This window comes from Phyllobacterium sp. SB3, from assembly GCF_040009165.1.
Taxonomy (GTDB): domain Bacteria; phylum Pseudomonadota; class Alphaproteobacteria; order Rhizobiales; family Rhizobiaceae; genus Phyllobacterium.
Genome location: NZ_JBDYKI010000002.1, coordinates 300,938 through 316,599, shown reverse-complemented (window position 1 = coordinate 316,599; position 15,662 = coordinate 300,938). Strand labels below are relative to the sequence as shown.

Here is a 15,662-nt window from a genome sequence, read left to right as displayed (position 1 = left end):
TCATTTTCCTGCACAGCACTCACAAGGGAGCTGGAACATCGTCAGCAGCAGGTGTGACTGCATCTACATATTTCGGCTCACCGCCCTCGTACCGCATCAGCACCACCGCGCGCAGCGGCATGCCCGTGGTTCCTGCATAGGTAATCTTGCCGGTTACGCCCTCGAAATCCTTCAGCCCGGCTATTGCGGTACGGATAGCTGCCGGATCGGCCGATCCGGCAGCGGTGACCGCTGCATCGATAATATAGCCGATCTCGTAGCCATTGACCTCATAGGTGGATTCCGGCGCATGACCGGCACTTTTCGTGAAGGCATCGTTGAAGCCTTCAAGCTTGCTGCCGGGCAAGGCATAGCCCGCCGCCGTAAAAATCACGCCATCGACCAAACTGCCCAATCCCTTGATCGTCGGCGTGCCAATGGCATCAGCGCCATAAACGGGAATTGTCACACCGGCAGCTCTCAGCTGCTGTATGAAGGCCGGGAAATCCGGCTCATAGGCCGATGTCATGATGACATCGGGTTTTTCGGCCAGATTCTTGATCTTCGTAACCTCTGCCGAAAAGTCCGGCTGGTTCATGGTGAAGGTGCCGCGCCCTGTGACCTTGCCACCTTTCTTCTCGAACACCTGACCGAAATATTCCGGAAGATTGAGATAGGTGGCATCGGGGGACGTAAGCAGATAGGCCGACTTCTTGCCTTCCTTGATGGCAAATTCGGCGATGGCGGCAGCCTGGATATTATCCGCCGGATAACTGCCAAACATCACATCGCCGACAGCACCGGGCAGAACCGGTGCCGATCCGCACAATGTGATTGTCGGTATGCCCAGCGGCTGGGTAAGCTGGCCCGCTGAAATCGACGGATCTGCATCACAGGGTGTAATCATGACCCTGGCACCGGCATCGATAAGTTCCTGCGCTACGGTCGCCGTCTGGGCGGTATCGGAGCGGGTATCCTTTATCAGCAGTTTTACCGGGTATTTTCCCGCCATCCCGCCCTTGGCATTGATCTCGTCGATTGCCATGCGGAAACCGGCAAGCGCAGGTTGGTCGAAGGGTGCCAGACCGCCGGTCTGGGCAGTGGCTGCACCGATGATGATATCCTCGGCGCGAGCGGAGGCAGAGCCGGCAACCGCGATGCCGAAGATGGCCGCTGTCAGGAGTGCACGTCTTGCATGTAACAGGTCAGACATTGTGATAAATCCCCTTGTTTTTCTTGGTTTCAGCTATGTTTTGGCTTTGGTTGCGAATGCTGCGGCTGCCGAGATAAGCTGCGATGACTGCCGGATTGTTCTGCACCTCGACGGGCGAGCCATCGGCGATGACCCTCCCGTGATCGATCACGACGATGCGTTCGCACAGGTTCATCACCAGCCGCATATCATGCTCGATCAATATGATGCCAAGTTTTCGCTCGGAGCGAACCGCTGCGAGAATGGCAATCAACTCTGCCGTTTCCACCGCATTCATCCCTGCCGCCGGCTCGTCAAGCAGCAGATAACGCGGCTTCAGGGCCAGGGCCCGTGCTACTTCCAGACGCCGTCTCAATCCATAGGCGAGACCTGCCGCATGTCGTTGCGCATGGTCTTGCAGACCCATCCGCGTGAGTTCCGCCATTGCTGCCGCCTCGGCAGCCATAAGCGAAGGCTCGACCTGACGTGCGGCGACAACGACATTTTCCATGACGGTCATGTTCGGGAAGATGCGGATATTCTGGAATGTACGGGCAATTCCCGCGCGCGCAAAACCAAAAGTCTCGGGAGGCGTTTGCTGCAACCCGATATGGACACTGCCGGAACTTGGAACGACATCGCCTGCCATCATGTTGATAAATGTCGTCTTGCCGGCTCCGTTGGGGCCGATAATGCCGGTGATCATGTCCGGACGAAATTCCAGTGTAATATCTTCGACAGCAACAACTCCGGCGTAGCGGCGCGTCAGGTTGCTTGAACCGATAGCCGTCACGCCCGTTGGTTCGGCCGGCGTCGGGTTCGGGGTGACCTGAACGAATTTCGGGAAGCGTTTGAGTATGTTTAGCTCGCCCTTGCCAAGCAGACCTTCCGGGCGCTTCCAGATAATCAGAATGATGATGACTGCCAGTGCGCCCTGCGTGAGGCCGAAAAGTGCTGGCAGGTCAAATCCAAAAAGAGTGCCTCCGCCTTCGAAGCGCCGGATGACTTCAATGATGATCGTGGTCACGACCACGCCTGCAAAAGCGCCCAGTGAGGAATTCATGCCGCCGACAATGAGCATGGCAAGCAGGGTAAAGCTTAACTCGAAGTAGAAATCCTTGGGTGAGAACGCACCGAGAAACTGGGCGAGCGCTGCGCCTGCCGCCATGGATATGACGACGCTGGTGACCCAGGCGCAAAGGTAGGCAATGCGATGATTTACCCCGACAGCCGCAGCTCCGCGTTCGTCATTGGCGGCGGCCCGAGCTGCCAGACCAAGCGGTAACTCGCGGAAAATCCGGGCCACGCCAAGCGCGATGACAGCAAGCAGGGTTGCAGTCCACAATCCAACATCGCGTGGCACACCATAGAATGGCTGGCTGCCGCGTGTGATCTCCCGGCCACCCACGAGCAGCGTGTAGATTATGATCAGCAAGGCGAGCGTTGCGATGGATGCACTGGAGCCCGAAAGCCGCAATAATGGCATTCCGGTAATCAGGCCGACAATGATTGCAACCAGCAGAACGATCGCCAATGCCGTAAAGAACGGCAGGTGATAACCCGCCAGTATGGAAGGAAGCTCCTTCAGTGCAGTGCGTTGCAACGCTTCCGGCATGGTGAGGATGCCAGTCATATAAGCGCCGAGCCCGAGAAAACCCGAATGACCAAAGGAAACAATGCTGGTATTGCCGGAAAATATCTGCAGGCCCACGACGGCTGTCAGCATGATTGCGGCATAGGTTACCACGCGTTGCGATGCTGGCCCCGCGAATAATTGGGAGAGCGTTGAAACAAGAAGGATCGCAAGCGCCATTATCAGAACATCGGCCCAGGCAACCTTGAGCGCGGCGGGAATGGCAAAGCTCTTGCTTGCGCCCGTTCTTTCCATCAGGCCGCGCCTCCAAAACGTTCCGGCGAAAACGGTTTCAGCAAACTCTCATCGGCGCGGATCAGGAGCTCTGCAAGCGCCTCCCCTACGGCAGGTCCGGTCTTGAAACCATGGCCGGATGAACCTGCAGATATGTAGAGGCCCTCTATACCTGGCATTTTGCCGATGATCGGCAGATCATCCGGGCTCATATCGTAAAGGCCCGCATAGCCGGGACGAATGCCAAGATCGAGCATGGCCGGAACACGGGTCGTAAACGTTTTTAGTATCTCGACCGATTCAGCCTCTTCCACGCCCTCCATGTAATGATCGGGATCCGTAACCGAACGTGGCCGCTCCGCAGTTTCATGACGCAAGCCGGTCCCCCCGCCGGCCCAGCTGCCAGCCAGAATGACACCGTCATTGTCAGGACGCGCATAATTGCAATTGATGTCGTCGCACCAGGCGAATGGCATGATGCTTCGTGCCTTTCCGCCCGCGTCCAGCACTGCCATGGGATGGCGCTCTACATGCAGCGGCAATTGCAATCCTGCCGTGGCAAGCAGTGCTCGCGTCCATGGACCGGCCGCCATGATGATATTGCCGGCATTCAATGTGGTTCCGTCTTCAAGAACTACGCCTGTGACTTTGCCGTTCCGAACGGCCAGCGACTTTACCGAGGTGTTCTGCAACAGCGTTGCTCCCTCGTTTCGAGCACCATTTGCCAGCGCATTGGTTGCACCGAATGCATCGGCATAGCCAAATTCCGGCTCCCAAAGCGCAAGTGCCACCCGGTCATCGGAGAAGGCCGGAACAGCGGATGTGAACTCCTGCGGCGAAAGCGTTTCTATCTGGCCGCCCTGCCCGCGAATGCGCTCTGCGGCTCCAGTCCATGCAGCACTGCTGTCTTCTCCGCATACCCACATCATGCCGACTTGCGTGACAAAACTGTTGCCGTTGGCGATTTCGGGAAGCCCGACAAGTATCTCACGTCCGCGCAGGGCAAGACGGGACAATTCCGGCATCAGATAGAAGGCATGCAGCAGGGCCGATGACTTGCCTGTCGGGCCGCCTGCCGGATGAACACGGTCAACAAGCGTCGTCGATAATCCGGACCGGGCGAGGAAGTAGGCGGCGCTCGACCCCACGATACCGGCACCAATAATCAGTACATCGCTGCTTGTGCTCATTGTCTGTTCCCCGAGCCTTGTTGCTGCATTGCCCCAAATGGTAAGGCCAGAAAATAACCAATGTCAATATCTCTTCATAGTTGACCTAAAATAAAATATCTGTAATTTTATCTTCAACACATCAACCTGCTGCAGCGACCTGGGGAGGCCAAACGATTGAGCATAAGGGATTTGCTTCTGCGCGGGGACGCCGCCTTCACGCCTTCCGAAGAAAAGATCGTTCAGCTGTTGCTGACAGACTATCCGACATCCGGATTGGGCACGGCGACAAGCCTTGCGAGAAAGGCTGGAGTAAGCGATCCAACGGTGGTCCGGCTGGTCATGAAACTGGGATTTGACGGTTTTCCGGATTTCCAGTCGAAGCTGCTCGCCGAGGTTGAATCCCGCCTGCATTCGCCGCTCCTGATGATGGAAGCCAAGCGCCACGATCACACCGGAACAGGCAAGGACGACGGTCCGGCGCTGTCTTACATGCGTTCGGTAATGGACAGTCTCGACAAGGCGATGTCTACCACACCTGCCTCGACATATGACCGGGCCACAAGGCTCGTTACGGAGTCAAAGGGTCGGGTCATCCTCCTTGGCGGGCGTTTCAGCCGCCATGTTGCCGGAATGCTTGCAGGCTATCTCGTGCAGTTCCGCCCGGGAATAGTCGAGCTGGGGGCCATATCGGCGACTGCCTTCGATACACTGATCGATGTCGACAGGCGCGATGTGCTGATCGTCTTCGATTACCGGCGTTATCAGCTCGATGTGGTTGCCTTTGCCGAACAGGCCGCAAGCCGCGGCGTTCGCATTGTGCTGTTCACTGATCCGTGGCTGTCCCCGATCGCGCAATATGCCGAAGTGACAATCGTCAGCCCGCTTGAAGTTGCCTCGCCTTATGACACGCTTGCACCCGCCATCGCCCAGGTAGAGGCACTTGTCGCCAACATGCTCTCCAATATGAATGACGCGACGCGCAATCGCATTGAACGGCTTGAGGACATCCGGCGCGATAATGCCGTGACACTCGACAATGCCCGCGCGCTGGCCCGGCTGGCAAAATCGCCGAAAGCCGATAGCCGCAATTTTCCCGGACCAAAAACATCCAGGCAGGAGCAGTGAACATGACGAAGAGTACCATCCGCCGCGACGCACCCTATGTGGCTGGCGAAACCGCATTGCTGCTCGTCGACCTGCAACGGGTATGGCTCGAACCGGGTTTGGATGCCTCACATCCGGAGCGCGGACCGGACCATTATTTCTACAGGCAGACGGCCGGCCAGACGATCCCCAACAACGAACGCTTGCTGGCTGCTGCACGCGCCAGCGGCGTCGAGGTCTTGCACACGATCATCCAGAGCCTGACGGAAGACGGCCGCGATTGTTCGCTGGATCACAAGTTGACGCCGATCCATATAGCTCCCAGCAGGCCCGAAGGGCTGCCGGTCGCAGCGCTGGCACCGGCCGGCGACGAGATCATGCTGCCAAAAACATCATCCGGCGTCTTCAACTCCACGAATATCGACTACGTATTGAAGAATCTCGGCATCAGGCAGTTGATTATTACCGGCATCATGACGGACCAGTGCGTCGACATGGCCGTGCGCGATGCAGCCGATCGCGGATATCTGGTGACCTGCGTCTCCGATGCCTGCGCATCGGCAACCCGGGAGCGTCACGATACTGCGCTGAAGGCCTTTGGCGGATATTGCTGGGTCAGCGATACCGATACGGTGGTCGAGCGCCTGTCCAATCTGGAGCGCAACAAATGACCCCGGCCTGGGAACCGCTTGTTTCAATCGTAACCACCGACCTTGCGGCAATAACACGTGGCCGGTCGGTGACGGAAAGCAAGCTCGAAAGGCTTGCGGCGACCGGCATTGGCTGGCTACAGGCAAACCTGTCCCTGACGCCGTTCAATGCCATCGCCGATCCCAATCCATGGGGTTCGTCGGGAGATTTGCGTATACTGCCCGATATGGGCGCTCGCTTCCGCACCGGAAAAACGGGCTCGGCGACACCTTTTGATCTGGTTTTTGGCGATATCGTCCAGCTGGACGGCACACCATGGCTGGGCTGCACCCGCACGATGTTGCGGGATGCTCTTGCCGCTTTGAAAAAGGCCACCGGACTGTCGGTTATTGCGACATTCGAACACGAGTTTCAGATTTTTGATGGCGGGTTCCCGTCATCGCATTCATTGTCCTTCGAGGCATTGCGCCGCGCCGATCCATTTGCTCCGCAACTGATGGCGGCACTGGAAGAAGCAGGGATCGCGCCCGAAGTGATTATTGCCGAATTTGGTGAGGACCAGTTCGAAGTCACCCATGCGCCGACAGATGCCCTCAATGCAGCTGACCGTGCTGTGGCCATACGCGAAATTACGCGCGAAACGGCCCGCAATACCGGATGGCGAGCAAGTTTCGCTCCGAAGACTGCCCCTTTGGCAGTGGGCAATGGCGTGCATATCCACTTCAGCTTCATTGACAGCGAGGGAAATCCCGCGACCTACGATCCAGCGAGACCGGGACGGCTTTCGGCAAAAGCCGGGGCTTTCTGTGCAGGTGTCCTGCGGCATCTGCCAGCGCTGACGCCAATGACGGCAGCAAGTGTTTCGTCCTACTACCGACTGAAACCGCATAGCTGGAGTTCATCCTATACCTGGCTTGCCGATCAGGACCGCGAAGCAACATTGCGCATTTGTCCAACGGTCTCGATCGGTGGCCGCGATCCTGCCCGGCAGTTCAACATCGAATACCGCGCGGCGGATGCAACGGGCAATCCCTACCTGTCACTGGCAGTGATCATCCGTGCGGGACTCGAAGGCTTGAACGCGAACCTGCCAACGCCGCCGCTGGTAACTGGCGACCCATCGGTCATGGACGAAACCGCGCTCAAATCCCTTGGCCTCGTACGCCTTCCGGAAACGCTGGATGCTGCTCTTGATGCACTGCTGGCAGACCGGATTGTGACGGGATGGTTCGCGCCGGAATTCATCGAAACTTTCGCCGGAGTGAAAAAGGCAGAAATCGAAAAGTTCGCCGACAAGCCTGCCGACGAGGTATGCGATACATACCGGAAGCTTTACTGATGGATATCGCCACTCCCAAACCTGTTCCCCCCATGGATTGGCCGGACCCGGTCGAGGTCGTCAATGAATCCGGCCTGTCCGATATTGTCCTCACATGCGAGCATGCCTCGAACCATATTCCGGCGGAATATCGCAGCCTTGGTGTCTCTGCACCGGATCTTCAGCGTCACATCGCCTGGGACATTGGCGTAGCCGGGATCACGCGTTCGCTTGCAGCCCTGCTGGATGCACCGGCGTTCCTTGGCACCTATTCGCGTCTGCTGATTGATCTCAACCGGCCGCTCGACAGCGGCTCCAGCATTCCTCAGCGTTCCGAGAGTACCGATATACCCGGCAATCTACGCCTTGATCCGCTGGAGCGTCAGCGCCGCGCCGATGCGATTTTCCATCCTTTTCATGACTGTATCAGCGCTCATCTCGACAAGCGCGAAAAGGCCGGCAGGCGCAGCCGTATCGTTGGCATACATTCGTTCACACCTGTATTCTACGGAAAGCAGAGGCCGTGGCATGCGGGCGTCCTTTGTGGCAAATCCCGTGACTATGCGGAAAGTATCGTTGCCAGCCTGCGCGAAGATACATCCCTGACCGTTGACCTCAACGTCCCCTATGTGATCGATCGCAATGACGACTATGCCGTTCCGGTGCATGGCGAGGATCGAAACTACCCGGCAATTCTCATTGAAGTGCGCCAGGACCTTCTCGCTGATGCGGACGGTATTTCCCTCTGGACGGAAAAACTCTTCGCAGCTCTGAGAAAAAGCGGAGATGCGGGTAAATGAGCACCACCGGCCCATCACTGCGTGAAAGAGATGCGCATGCGATTGCGCAAATCGGCCGGTTGCGGTTTTCTCCGCTGAGTCTTGTTGGCGGTGCCGGAAACAGATTGATTGAGGAAGGCGGAAGGTCGGTACTTGACCTGTCCGGTTCTGCCGGAGCGGCAATTCTTGGCTATAGCCACCCGGCTATTGTCGAAGCCGTCGAGAAATCTGTTCGCAGCATGGCCGGCGCCAGTCTTCTGCTTTACCCGAATGAACCTGCGGTATCGCTTGCGGAAGAGCTGCTGCGCATTACGCCGGGCAAGGGCGAGCGCCGCGTATGGTTTGGCCATTCCGGATCTGACGCCAATGATTGTGCAGTCAGGGTTCTGGCCGCTGCAACAAAACGCCCGAGGTTCATCTCATTCATCGGCTCCTATCATGGCAACCTTTCCGGTTCGATGGGAATAAGCGGTCACACGGCCATGACCCATACCCTGCCCCGGCCGGGTCTTCTGCTTCTGCCCTTTCCGGATACCTTCCGTCCGCAATTCTCTGCCGAAGCGGTGCTGGCACTGCTCGACTACCAATTCGAAACGACGTGCCCGCCTGAGCAGGTCGCGGCAATCTTCCTGGAACCCATCCTGTCCGATGGCGGCATTATTCTGCCTCCGCCGGGGTTTCTATCGGCCTTGCAAGAGCGATGCGGACGCCACGGGATTATGGTCGTCGTGGATGAGGTAAAGCTCGGACTGGCGCGAAGCGGCCTGACGCATTGTTTCCAGCATGAAGGCCTCGAGCCGGATATGATTGTTTTCGGAAAATCGCTTGGCGGGGGATTGCCGCTGTCCGCCGTGGTCGGTCCGCAGCGCATAATGGATCATGCTCCGGCATTTGCCCTGCAGACAACGGCCGGAAACCCGGTGGCTACATCCGCAGGCAGAGCAGTTCTCGCCGCGATAGAAACAGAGAAACTCGCTGAGCGTGCCAGTTCCACAGGCGCGCTGTTTTCGGACGGGCTCTGCGCTCTGGCGGCTAAATATCCAATTATCGGCGACGTGCGCGGCCGCGGCCTCGCTGTGGGTATCGATCTGGTAGTCGATCCGAAAAACAGGACACCCGTTCCGGCCTCGACAACGGCGAAGATCATCTACCGCGGATATGAACTTGGCGCAGCTTTCAGTTATGTCGGGCTAAAAGCAAATGTCCTTGAGTTCATGCCGCCGCTCACATTGACCGAGAAGGAGGCCTGTGAAGGCATTGATATTGTCGACAGGGCAATTGGTGATGTGCTTGATGGCAAGGTAAGCGATGAATCGGTTGCACCGTTTATCATGTGGTAGTCGGCGAAACCGGGTAAAGGGTAGAGTCGTGGTTCCAGTGGCTGGTATGTTTTGCGCTTTCGAGTCACGGGAGATCGCGCCCCGCATCGGCCCTTGATGCAGAAAATCAGGATATAATCCTCGTCCCGTTAAGGAACATAGCCCATAGAGCAAATCTGGCGATCAACGCAATCACGCCGGCAGTCGCTGGCTCTGTAATTTCGATGTAGGATGCAAGTGGTGGCGAAGGAGAGCTGCGATCCCCGGTTCGACAGCTGCCGGAGATCGTTGCAGCAAAGACCGGATGGTCTTCCTGGTGACAATGCTACTGACGTGGGGAAGCACAGGCATACCAACCAAAGCAAACTATTGAAGAGCAGAGAAATCAGCAGCACACTCATTGACTTCAACCTTTCACGATATTGCTCCCTGGATCAACAAATGCGGCAGCCGACCACTGAGCTGGTTAAAAGGAGGGCCGCCTGCGAGAAGGCGGCCCTAACCGGACCAAAGTCCGTAAGCGGTATGGAGGGGAGGACACCGCTTTATCGAAATATAGCTCAATGAACTTCTGGCCGTAATTATACGTCAGTCCTGGTTAAGGTAGCTAAAGGATTACAACGCCTATATTTGGTGCGCGTGTTGCGGTGCCCGGGACCTGGCAGTCAGTGGCCAACCAAAAGTGGAATTGTTGGGTCATCGAGCAGCCAATCCGTCACACCACCAAAGATTTTTTCCTTGATCCTGGAATGACTGTAAGCACCGATAACGGGCAAGTCGGCTTTATTCCTGAGAGCGGCACTTTTCTGTGTTTCCGCGACTGGAGTTCCATTTGAATAAAGTTGTTCCACCTGCACATTCGCGCCATGCCGACTTGGGTAGGTTGCAAGGTCTGCGCCGGGTTCAGCCCCATATCCTGAGTTTTTTTCCGAATCTGCAATGGCAATCGTAACTGACTGCGCTGTTGTGAGAAACGGGAGGGAATCCGGGTGCTCCGTGTGCCTCACGACTTGCATTCCACGCCAGCAGAATGTGGTCGCCAATTCCAGGCTGAGTCCAATCCGCAGGAATGATCAACAACGGAACGCCAGTGGCGAACAACAGTTTCTCGGGGGGGACCAACTCTGAACTGGCGTACTGCCAAGGTTACCGACGATAATGAGATCCGCATGTAACGAATGAAGCTCTGCAGAATCTACATGCTCATTATCTTCAATAATTCAAAGCTCATCGTCTCGCGTGCAGTCGCGGTCTGAAACTGTTGGTTTGCAGAGTTCGAAGCCAAGGTGTTTTCGATATTGCTCCGGTCTATAAGATGCCGAATGGCAGCCTCCCTACGAACGCAGGTATCGTGGCGGCTGTAAATCAAGCCTGAGGGTGTGGGATATATACCTGTGAGCAAAGGTCCACTGCGTAGCGTGTGCGTGCATCTCCGGATGGTGAGAAGTCAACGAACACAACGATTGTTTTAAACGTCATATGTGTTTCCTGACCAATTGGTCTGCCGATTCCGGATTTGCCGTCAATTTGCATCACGATCTTTACGGAATACATCGTGTGTCTCATGTCATCAATGTTACCGAGACAAACACCTGACTGATGGCCTGGTTCGTTGCCGTAAGCATTGAAAAGGCATGCTGGAAGATTGAGCAACAAGATGAGGAATTATATTATACGTGAGACTGAATGATCCCGTACTTAAGGACAGGACGGGTTCAGAACCCATCAGCGGCCGGTATCATCCCGGAGTCGACAGCCAATGGTATCGAAAAGGAGAATACAGCACCACCTTGCGGGTGATTGTGTGCAGATATCTGCCCACCATGAGCCTTGATGATGGATTGGCATATTGCGAGTCCAATTCCGAGCCCACCTTCTTTCGTGGTGAAGAACCCGTCAAATATCTTATCCATGTGATCGTGTTGTATCCCCGTTCCGGTATCTCTGGCCGAAAAGGCAACCCGGCCATTCTCAATGACATTGGTTTCCAGGTGTATTTCGCGATGGATATTTGACGCATCTCTCATCGCCTGAATGCTGTTGACCATCAGATTGACGATAACCTGTTGCAACTGAATGCGATCGCCTCTGATTGCCGGCAGGTCGGCTTGCAGTTTCATTTTAACCGCAACATTCTTCTCTTCGCTTTCGTGGCGAAGGAACACGACGCATTGGCGCACGATATCATTGAGATCAAGAGCGACAGGACTGGCAGTGCGCTTGTCTGCCATGTCCTGAATCCTGCCTATTATATCGTTTGCACGTTGAGCGCTCTCTATGACACGCGATGTCAGGCGGTCCACCTTTTCCAGATTTGGTTCATCGCGCCTGAGATAACGCAAGCTGGTTTGTGCATTCATCAAGATCGCCGAGAGCGGCTGTTTTATCTCATGAGCGATTGATGTCGTCATTTCTCCCAAAGTCGAAAGTCTTGCCGCATGGGAAAGATCCGATTCGACTTTTCGCAACTTGCTTTCGGCTTCCAGCTTTGGGGTATTGTCGATCATCATAAGGATCGTCGTGTCGAGGCGTTCACCGGGGACAGGGAATGTCATTAACAACAAAACATCAAGTACCCGGCCGTCAAACGTTCTGACTTTCAACTCTTCGACGTGGTTTCTGGCACCTGACGCGTGAGCGAGCATAACTCGTTTGTCTGCACCCGGGGTGGTTGAAAACAGGTATTTAACCGACCCTATGAAATCCGAGCGATGCTTGCCACCGAACAGAACCATTGCTTCGTTATTGACGTCAAATACCTGCACAATGTCGTGCGTCAGTTCGACTATTTCCGGGTGTTGATCTGAATATGCTGCCATGTCGGTAACGCCGCCCGCTCTCAGACGGTCAAAGATACGGCCAGCTGGACGGGCATCAATTTGCCAGACAGGAATGGGAAGCGAAGAAATCAGATTCCGGTAGCGGTTTTGGCTTGCTTCGAGTTCGATAACCGCCCGCGGCGTGTTCAGCACAGCGCTGACACGGACGAAGACGGTATCTGAACATCTCGGATCAAACGCTCTCCATCCTGTCAAGACGACTTGCTGCAATTGGTCGACCACCGGAATCTCCCGAGTGACCGGACCTGTATGGTTGCTGGAAACGATAGTGGTGAGCAAGTCACCGAGTGCGGCACGCGATTGCTCCGGCCACAGACTGGTGATGGGCCGGTCTATAATGCGGTCCCGCTCGGCCGGCAGGCAAAATAATCGAATGGCCTCATCGTTGGCATCCACGATCTGTACAGTGGCAAGCAGCATGTCCAGGTGATCTGGCTGCCATTCCTGGCCATCATCGGGATTCTTTGGATCCATATCTTTGAGCAAAGCACGTGCACGTGCAATGCCGAGTTGCCAATAAGCAATTGGCCTGCTCTCCGGCTCCTGGGGCTTTTGCATTGCCCCGTCAGGAAAATCGACTGCTTTCAATGGCGACCTCTTTGTCAAGCGATGGCCGATCGCGAAAACAAGCTGGTTGAAATTGCTTTGGCACTTTGACGGGCTCCGTTTCGCAGTCAGACCGATCCTCGATTGAGAGCCGAAACGATATGCCTGTAAAGAACCTCGTCGTTGATCGGCTTGCCCAGAAAAGCGATCGCTCCGGATCGGAGCGCTTGTGATCTCGCTTCAGAAGCCGATTGGGCGGACATGAAGATTATGGGCAGTTGTGGGTTGGTGGAGACGAGTCTCTTCTGCAACTCCAGCCCGTTCATGCCCTTCATGTTCAAATCCGTAATCAGACAATCGAATGCCCCATTCACATTTGCAGTAAGGAAGTCATCGGGCTGCTCGAATGTCTCGCATTGAAAGCCGAGAACTTCCAGTAGTTCGGCAAGCGCTTCGCAGATTCCTATGTCGTCGTCGACGACTGCAATGGTGGGTGAAGGGGTCAATTCGAAGACTTTCGCATGCCGTACTCTCGTCACAGGGTTTAAGTATCTGCCCGGTGACGGCTTTATCAAACCTATACGAAGGTTTAGGCTGGATAGTCATGGCGTATATCCGCAGGTATGGACTGCCAAGCGCGCACAAGATGGGTAACGAATGGTGTTTTCATCTTTCGCATCACACTGCTGCGATGAAGTTTCACGGTAATTTCTGAAATGTTGAGCTCAAACGCAATCTGTTTGCTCAAAGCACCCTTCACTACAGCTTCCATTACCTGCCGTTCGCGTGGTGTTAGAGTCGCGTAAAGTGCAATGTTGGCATTGGCCGTTGCTTGCTGGGCGCGCTTTTCCCTATCGATTTCAATGGCGGTGTTGACAGCATCCAACAATGTCTGGTCCCGAACAGGCTTTGTTAAAAACTCTAGTGCTCCTGCCTTCATCGCCTGAACTGTCATCGGTATGTCGCCGTGTCCAGTAAGGAAGATAATGGAGGCGGAAATTCCGTTTGTGGCAAGATAATTCTGGAAATCCAGTCCGCTCGCGCCTGGCATGCGGACATCAAGTATGATGCAACCTGGCCGCCCGAGAACCTCGGCATTCATAAGTGCTTGCGTCGATGCGAATCCAATGGCCTCAATGCCAACGGACTCCAGCAACTCGCATATTGAAAATCGAACAGCGTCGTCATCGTCGACTACCAGAACTGTCGCTTGCGGCTCGCGCCGGGTTTCAATGGTGCCAACAGCATTCTCCGAAGAACTTATGCTCATTTCATCCTCCTGCGTGCAGCAGCTGTACCTTTTAGGCTGCCGGGTCCGATCGGTCCGCGCGCCTTTTTCCTCGAACTGTTTTTAACGGCTGAAATACGTGTAACTTCCCTGGTCGTTGCGCGATTATCGAGCCAATCACCGACCTCTTCGCCAAACTCGGCAGGTGCCCGAAAGCTGAATGCATTGGAAAGGTCTTCGAGTGTCGTTCGGGCCATCTCTGCCCGCATGCTTTTCTCTGCCCGAAGCATAACTGCATGGATGCCGCATACACCACGGGTCATCCAGGTCGGCGCATCGCCCCCGAACAAAACGCATTTCGTGCGCACTTCCTTGCAGTCAAAAACCTTCTTTCGCCCATCAACGGCATCGACGATTTCAAGAACGGATATGTCCTGTGGATTTTTTGAAAGCCGGTAGCCACCATTGATGCCACTCGTGGAAACAACCAGCCCGGCCTTCTCCAGCTTTGGCATGATCCTGGCCATCAAAGCGGCTGGAACTCCCTGCAACTCGGCAAGATCACGGCTACTCACAGGCTTTGCCCGTGGTTTGATCAGCCAGACCATGCAATGAATTCCATACTCGACGGCAACGCCGTAGAGGCTCGGTGATCGCGCAGTGCCTTCTGCAACGGCCACTTCCGTTACCTTTCCGGACTTGGTTCGCAGTGCTTTCATAACACCTCTAATACACGTTCGTGTTATAAATTTCCATATGCCGCCTCTAATCAATAGTCGTTATCGGCCTGAACAGATCAGCCGGGAGTATCAACAGGATAATCGAGCACAGGAACCTAAACGAAAGCACGGTTCAAATGACAACCCGGTATGATAGCGGCAGCCACCGGTGAAGCTCATGATGGATGCATTCGATGCTTTTAAAGAAGGATAGTAACGATGCCTCGCTTCATGCCTTTCAAAACTGCCCCGCTCCTTGTCAAAGCACTATTGGATCTTGAAAACGCTATCAGCGGAGGTGGACTCGAGCGCGGCCTGGGTGAACTCGTCAAGCTACGGGCTTCCCAAATTAATGGCTGTGCTTACTGCATCCATATGCATGTAAGTGAAGCACGTTCACAAGGTGAAACCGAGATGCGTTTATTCATGCTCGATGCGTGGCAGGAATCCCCGCTTTATACAGATAGAGAGAGAGCCGCTCTTGCGTGGACGGAATCGTTGACACTCGTGGCTGACACCCGGGTTCCGGACGTAGTTTACGAACTGGTGAAAGAGCAGTTCAATGAAACCGAACTCGTTTACTTGACTGTGCTGATTGGCGCGATCAACCTTTGGAACCGGCTGCAGATTTCTGCACGGGCAAGCCATTCGGTGCACACCGCAGCTTGATATTGCCATCACCTGGCTGGACATTATACCTGCCGGAACGGAGTAAATGATGCTCGCTGACGCACCTATAGAAAATAACCTGCTCCATCGTCGCTTCGAAATGCCGATAGCCGGTGACCTTGTTGCAGCGGTATAGTTGTAGTCCACGTCTAGACTGAAGTTCCATTCCGGTATTCTGGTGAAGGCATCGGCGCGATGTTGGCTAAAGGTGTATTTGACCTGATACGTCAGAGTGGGCGCAAGGTGTGGCCTGCTTGCAGCTTCATGGTCAGGTTCGCC

General features: G+C 55.3%; 14 protein-coding genes. 6 read left to right on the top strand and 8 right to left on the bottom strand.

Annotated features, from left to right (window positions below):
* Positions 1–19 precede the first annotated feature (19 nt).
* Genes ABKW30_RS08005 through ABKW30_RS07995 form a run of 3 tightly spaced genes read right to left on the bottom strand, consistent with a single transcriptional unit; the run spans position 20 to position 4,228 of the window.
* Positions 20–1,192, bottom strand: a complete 1,173-nt coding sequence (locus ABKW30_RS08005; protein ID WP_348598145.1) for an ABC transporter substrate-binding protein — start codon at positions 1,190–1,192, stop codon at positions 20–22.
* Positions 1,185–3,059: a branched-chain amino acid ABC transporter ATP-binding protein/permease gene (locus ABKW30_RS08000; protein WP_348598143.1), complete on the bottom strand. Its 1,875-nt coding sequence runs from the start codon at positions 3,057–3,059 to the stop codon at positions 1,185–1,187. Before ABKW30_RS08000 ends, ABKW30_RS08005 begins: the two co-directional genes overlap by 8 nt.
* On the bottom strand, positions 3,059–4,228 hold the full coding sequence (locus ABKW30_RS07995) for an FAD-dependent oxidoreductase (protein ID WP_348598142.1): 1,170 nt from the start codon (positions 4,226–4,228) through the stop codon (positions 3,059–3,061). Before ABKW30_RS07995 ends, ABKW30_RS08000 begins: the two co-directional genes overlap by 1 nt.
* A 156-nt stretch (positions 4,229–4,384) precedes the next feature.
* Here ABKW30_RS07995 and ABKW30_RS07990 point away from each other — a divergent pair, with 156 nt between their 5' ends.
* From ABKW30_RS07990 to ABKW30_RS07970, 5 genes are read left to right on the top strand one after another with little or no spacing between them, the layout of a single operon-like run.
* On the top strand, positions 4,385–5,335 hold the full coding sequence (locus ABKW30_RS07990) for a MurR/RpiR family transcriptional regulator (RefSeq protein WP_348598140.1): 951 nt from the start codon (positions 4,385–4,387) through the stop codon (positions 5,333–5,335).
* Between the two features lie 2 nt (positions 5,336–5,337).
* Positions 5,338–5,985 carry an isochorismatase family cysteine hydrolase gene (locus ABKW30_RS07985; protein ID WP_348598138.1) on the top strand — a complete coding sequence of 216 codons (648 nt, stop codon included), beginning with the start codon at positions 5,338–5,340 and terminating at the stop codon, positions 5,983–5,985.
* On the top strand, positions 5,982–7,304 hold the full coding sequence (locus ABKW30_RS07980; RefSeq protein ID WP_348598137.1) for a glutamine synthetase family protein: 1,323 nt from the start codon (positions 5,982–5,984) through the stop codon (positions 7,302–7,304). The genes ABKW30_RS07985 and ABKW30_RS07980 overlap by 4 nt, the downstream gene beginning before the upstream one ends.
* Positions 7,304–8,083 carry an N-formylglutamate amidohydrolase gene (locus tag ABKW30_RS07975; protein ID WP_348598136.1) on the top strand — a complete coding sequence of 260 codons (780 nt, stop codon included), beginning with the start codon at positions 7,304–7,306 and terminating at the stop codon, positions 8,081–8,083. The genes ABKW30_RS07980 and ABKW30_RS07975 overlap by 1 nt, the downstream gene beginning before the upstream one ends.
* A complete protein-coding gene (locus ABKW30_RS07970) occupies positions 8,080–9,402 on the top strand; it encodes an aspartate aminotransferase family protein (protein ID WP_348598134.1) in 1,323 nt (440 codons plus the stop codon). The genes ABKW30_RS07975 and ABKW30_RS07970 overlap by 4 nt, the downstream gene beginning before the upstream one ends.
* 644 nt (positions 9,403–10,046) lie before the next feature.
* Here the strand turns inward: ABKW30_RS07970 and ABKW30_RS07965 are convergent.
* The 5 genes from ABKW30_RS07965 to ABKW30_RS07945 all read right to left on the bottom strand — a co-directional run bounded on the left by ABKW30_RS07965 (position 10,047) and on the right by ABKW30_RS07945 (position 14,714).
* A complete protein-coding gene (locus ABKW30_RS07965; protein WP_348598133.1) occupies positions 10,047–10,388 on the bottom strand; it encodes a universal stress protein in 342 nt (113 codons plus the stop codon).
* A gap of 708 nt (positions 10,389–11,096) precedes the next feature.
* Positions 11,097–12,809, bottom strand: a complete 1,713-nt coding sequence (locus ABKW30_RS07960) for an ATP-binding protein (RefSeq protein WP_348598131.1) — start codon at positions 12,807–12,809, stop codon at positions 11,097–11,099.
* 86 nt (positions 12,810–12,895) lie between these two features.
* Entirely contained in the window at positions 12,896–13,273 is a 378-nt protein-coding gene (locus ABKW30_RS07955; protein WP_348598129.1) for a response regulator, read from the bottom strand.
* An 83-nt stretch (positions 13,274–13,356) separates the two neighbouring features.
* Positions 13,357–14,037, bottom strand: coding sequence for a response regulator transcription factor (locus tag ABKW30_RS07950; RefSeq protein WP_348598127.1), 681 nt, complete (start codon positions 14,035–14,037; stop codon positions 13,357–13,359).
* Positions 14,034–14,714, bottom strand: a complete 681-nt coding sequence (locus tag ABKW30_RS07945; RefSeq protein ID WP_348598126.1) for an Rrf2 family transcriptional regulator — start codon at positions 14,712–14,714, stop codon at positions 14,034–14,036. The genes ABKW30_RS07950 and ABKW30_RS07945 overlap by 4 nt, the downstream gene beginning before the upstream one ends.
* Positions 14,715–14,933: 219 nt before the next feature.
* Between ABKW30_RS07945 and ABKW30_RS07940 the strand changes: the two genes are divergently transcribed.
* Complete coding sequence (locus tag ABKW30_RS07940) at positions 14,934–15,383, top strand: carboxymuconolactone decarboxylase family protein (protein WP_348598124.1); 450 nt, start codon at positions 14,934–14,936, stop codon at positions 15,381–15,383.
* Positions 15,384–15,662: the final 279 nt, after the last annotated feature.

What these genes read in the sequence shown, in the direction of transcription:
- ABKW30_RS08005 (WP_348598145.1), bottom strand. Translation starts at nt 1,192, where the DNA reads ATGTCTGACCTGTTACATGCAAGACGTGCACTCCTGACAGCGGCCATC.
- ABKW30_RS08000 (WP_348598143.1), bottom strand. Translation starts at nt 3,059, where the DNA reads ATGGAAAGAACGGGCGCAAGCAAGAGCTTTGCCATTCCCGCCGCGCTC.
- ABKW30_RS07995 (WP_348598142.1), bottom strand. Translation starts at nt 4,228, where the DNA reads ATGAGCACAAGCAGCGATGTACTGATTATTGGTGCCGGTATCGTGGGG.
- ABKW30_RS07985 (WP_348598138.1), top strand. Translation starts at nt 5,338, where the DNA reads ATGACGAAGAGTACCATCCGCCGCGACGCACCCTATGTGGCTGGCGAA.
- ABKW30_RS07980 (WP_348598137.1), top strand. Translation starts at nt 5,982, where the DNA reads ATGACCCCGGCCTGGGAACCGCTTGTTTCAATCGTAACCACCGACCTT.
- ABKW30_RS07975 (WP_348598136.1), top strand. Translation starts at nt 7,304, where the DNA reads ATGGATATCGCCACTCCCAAACCTGTTCCCCCCATGGATTGGCCGGAC.
- ABKW30_RS07970 (WP_348598134.1), top strand. Translation starts at nt 8,080, where the DNA reads ATGAGCACCACCGGCCCATCACTGCGTGAAAGAGATGCGCATGCGATT.
- ABKW30_RS07950 (WP_348598127.1), bottom strand. Translation starts at nt 14,037, where the DNA reads ATGAGCATAAGTTCTTCGGAGAATGCTGTTGGCACCATTGAAACCCGG.
- ABKW30_RS07945 (WP_348598126.1), bottom strand. Translation starts at nt 14,714, where the DNA reads ATGAAAGCACTGCGAACCAAGTCCGGAAAGGTAACGGAAGTGGCCGTT.
- ABKW30_RS07940 (WP_348598124.1), top strand. Translation starts at nt 14,934, where the DNA reads ATGCCTCGCTTCATGCCTTTCAAAACTGCCCCGCTCCTTGTCAAAGCA.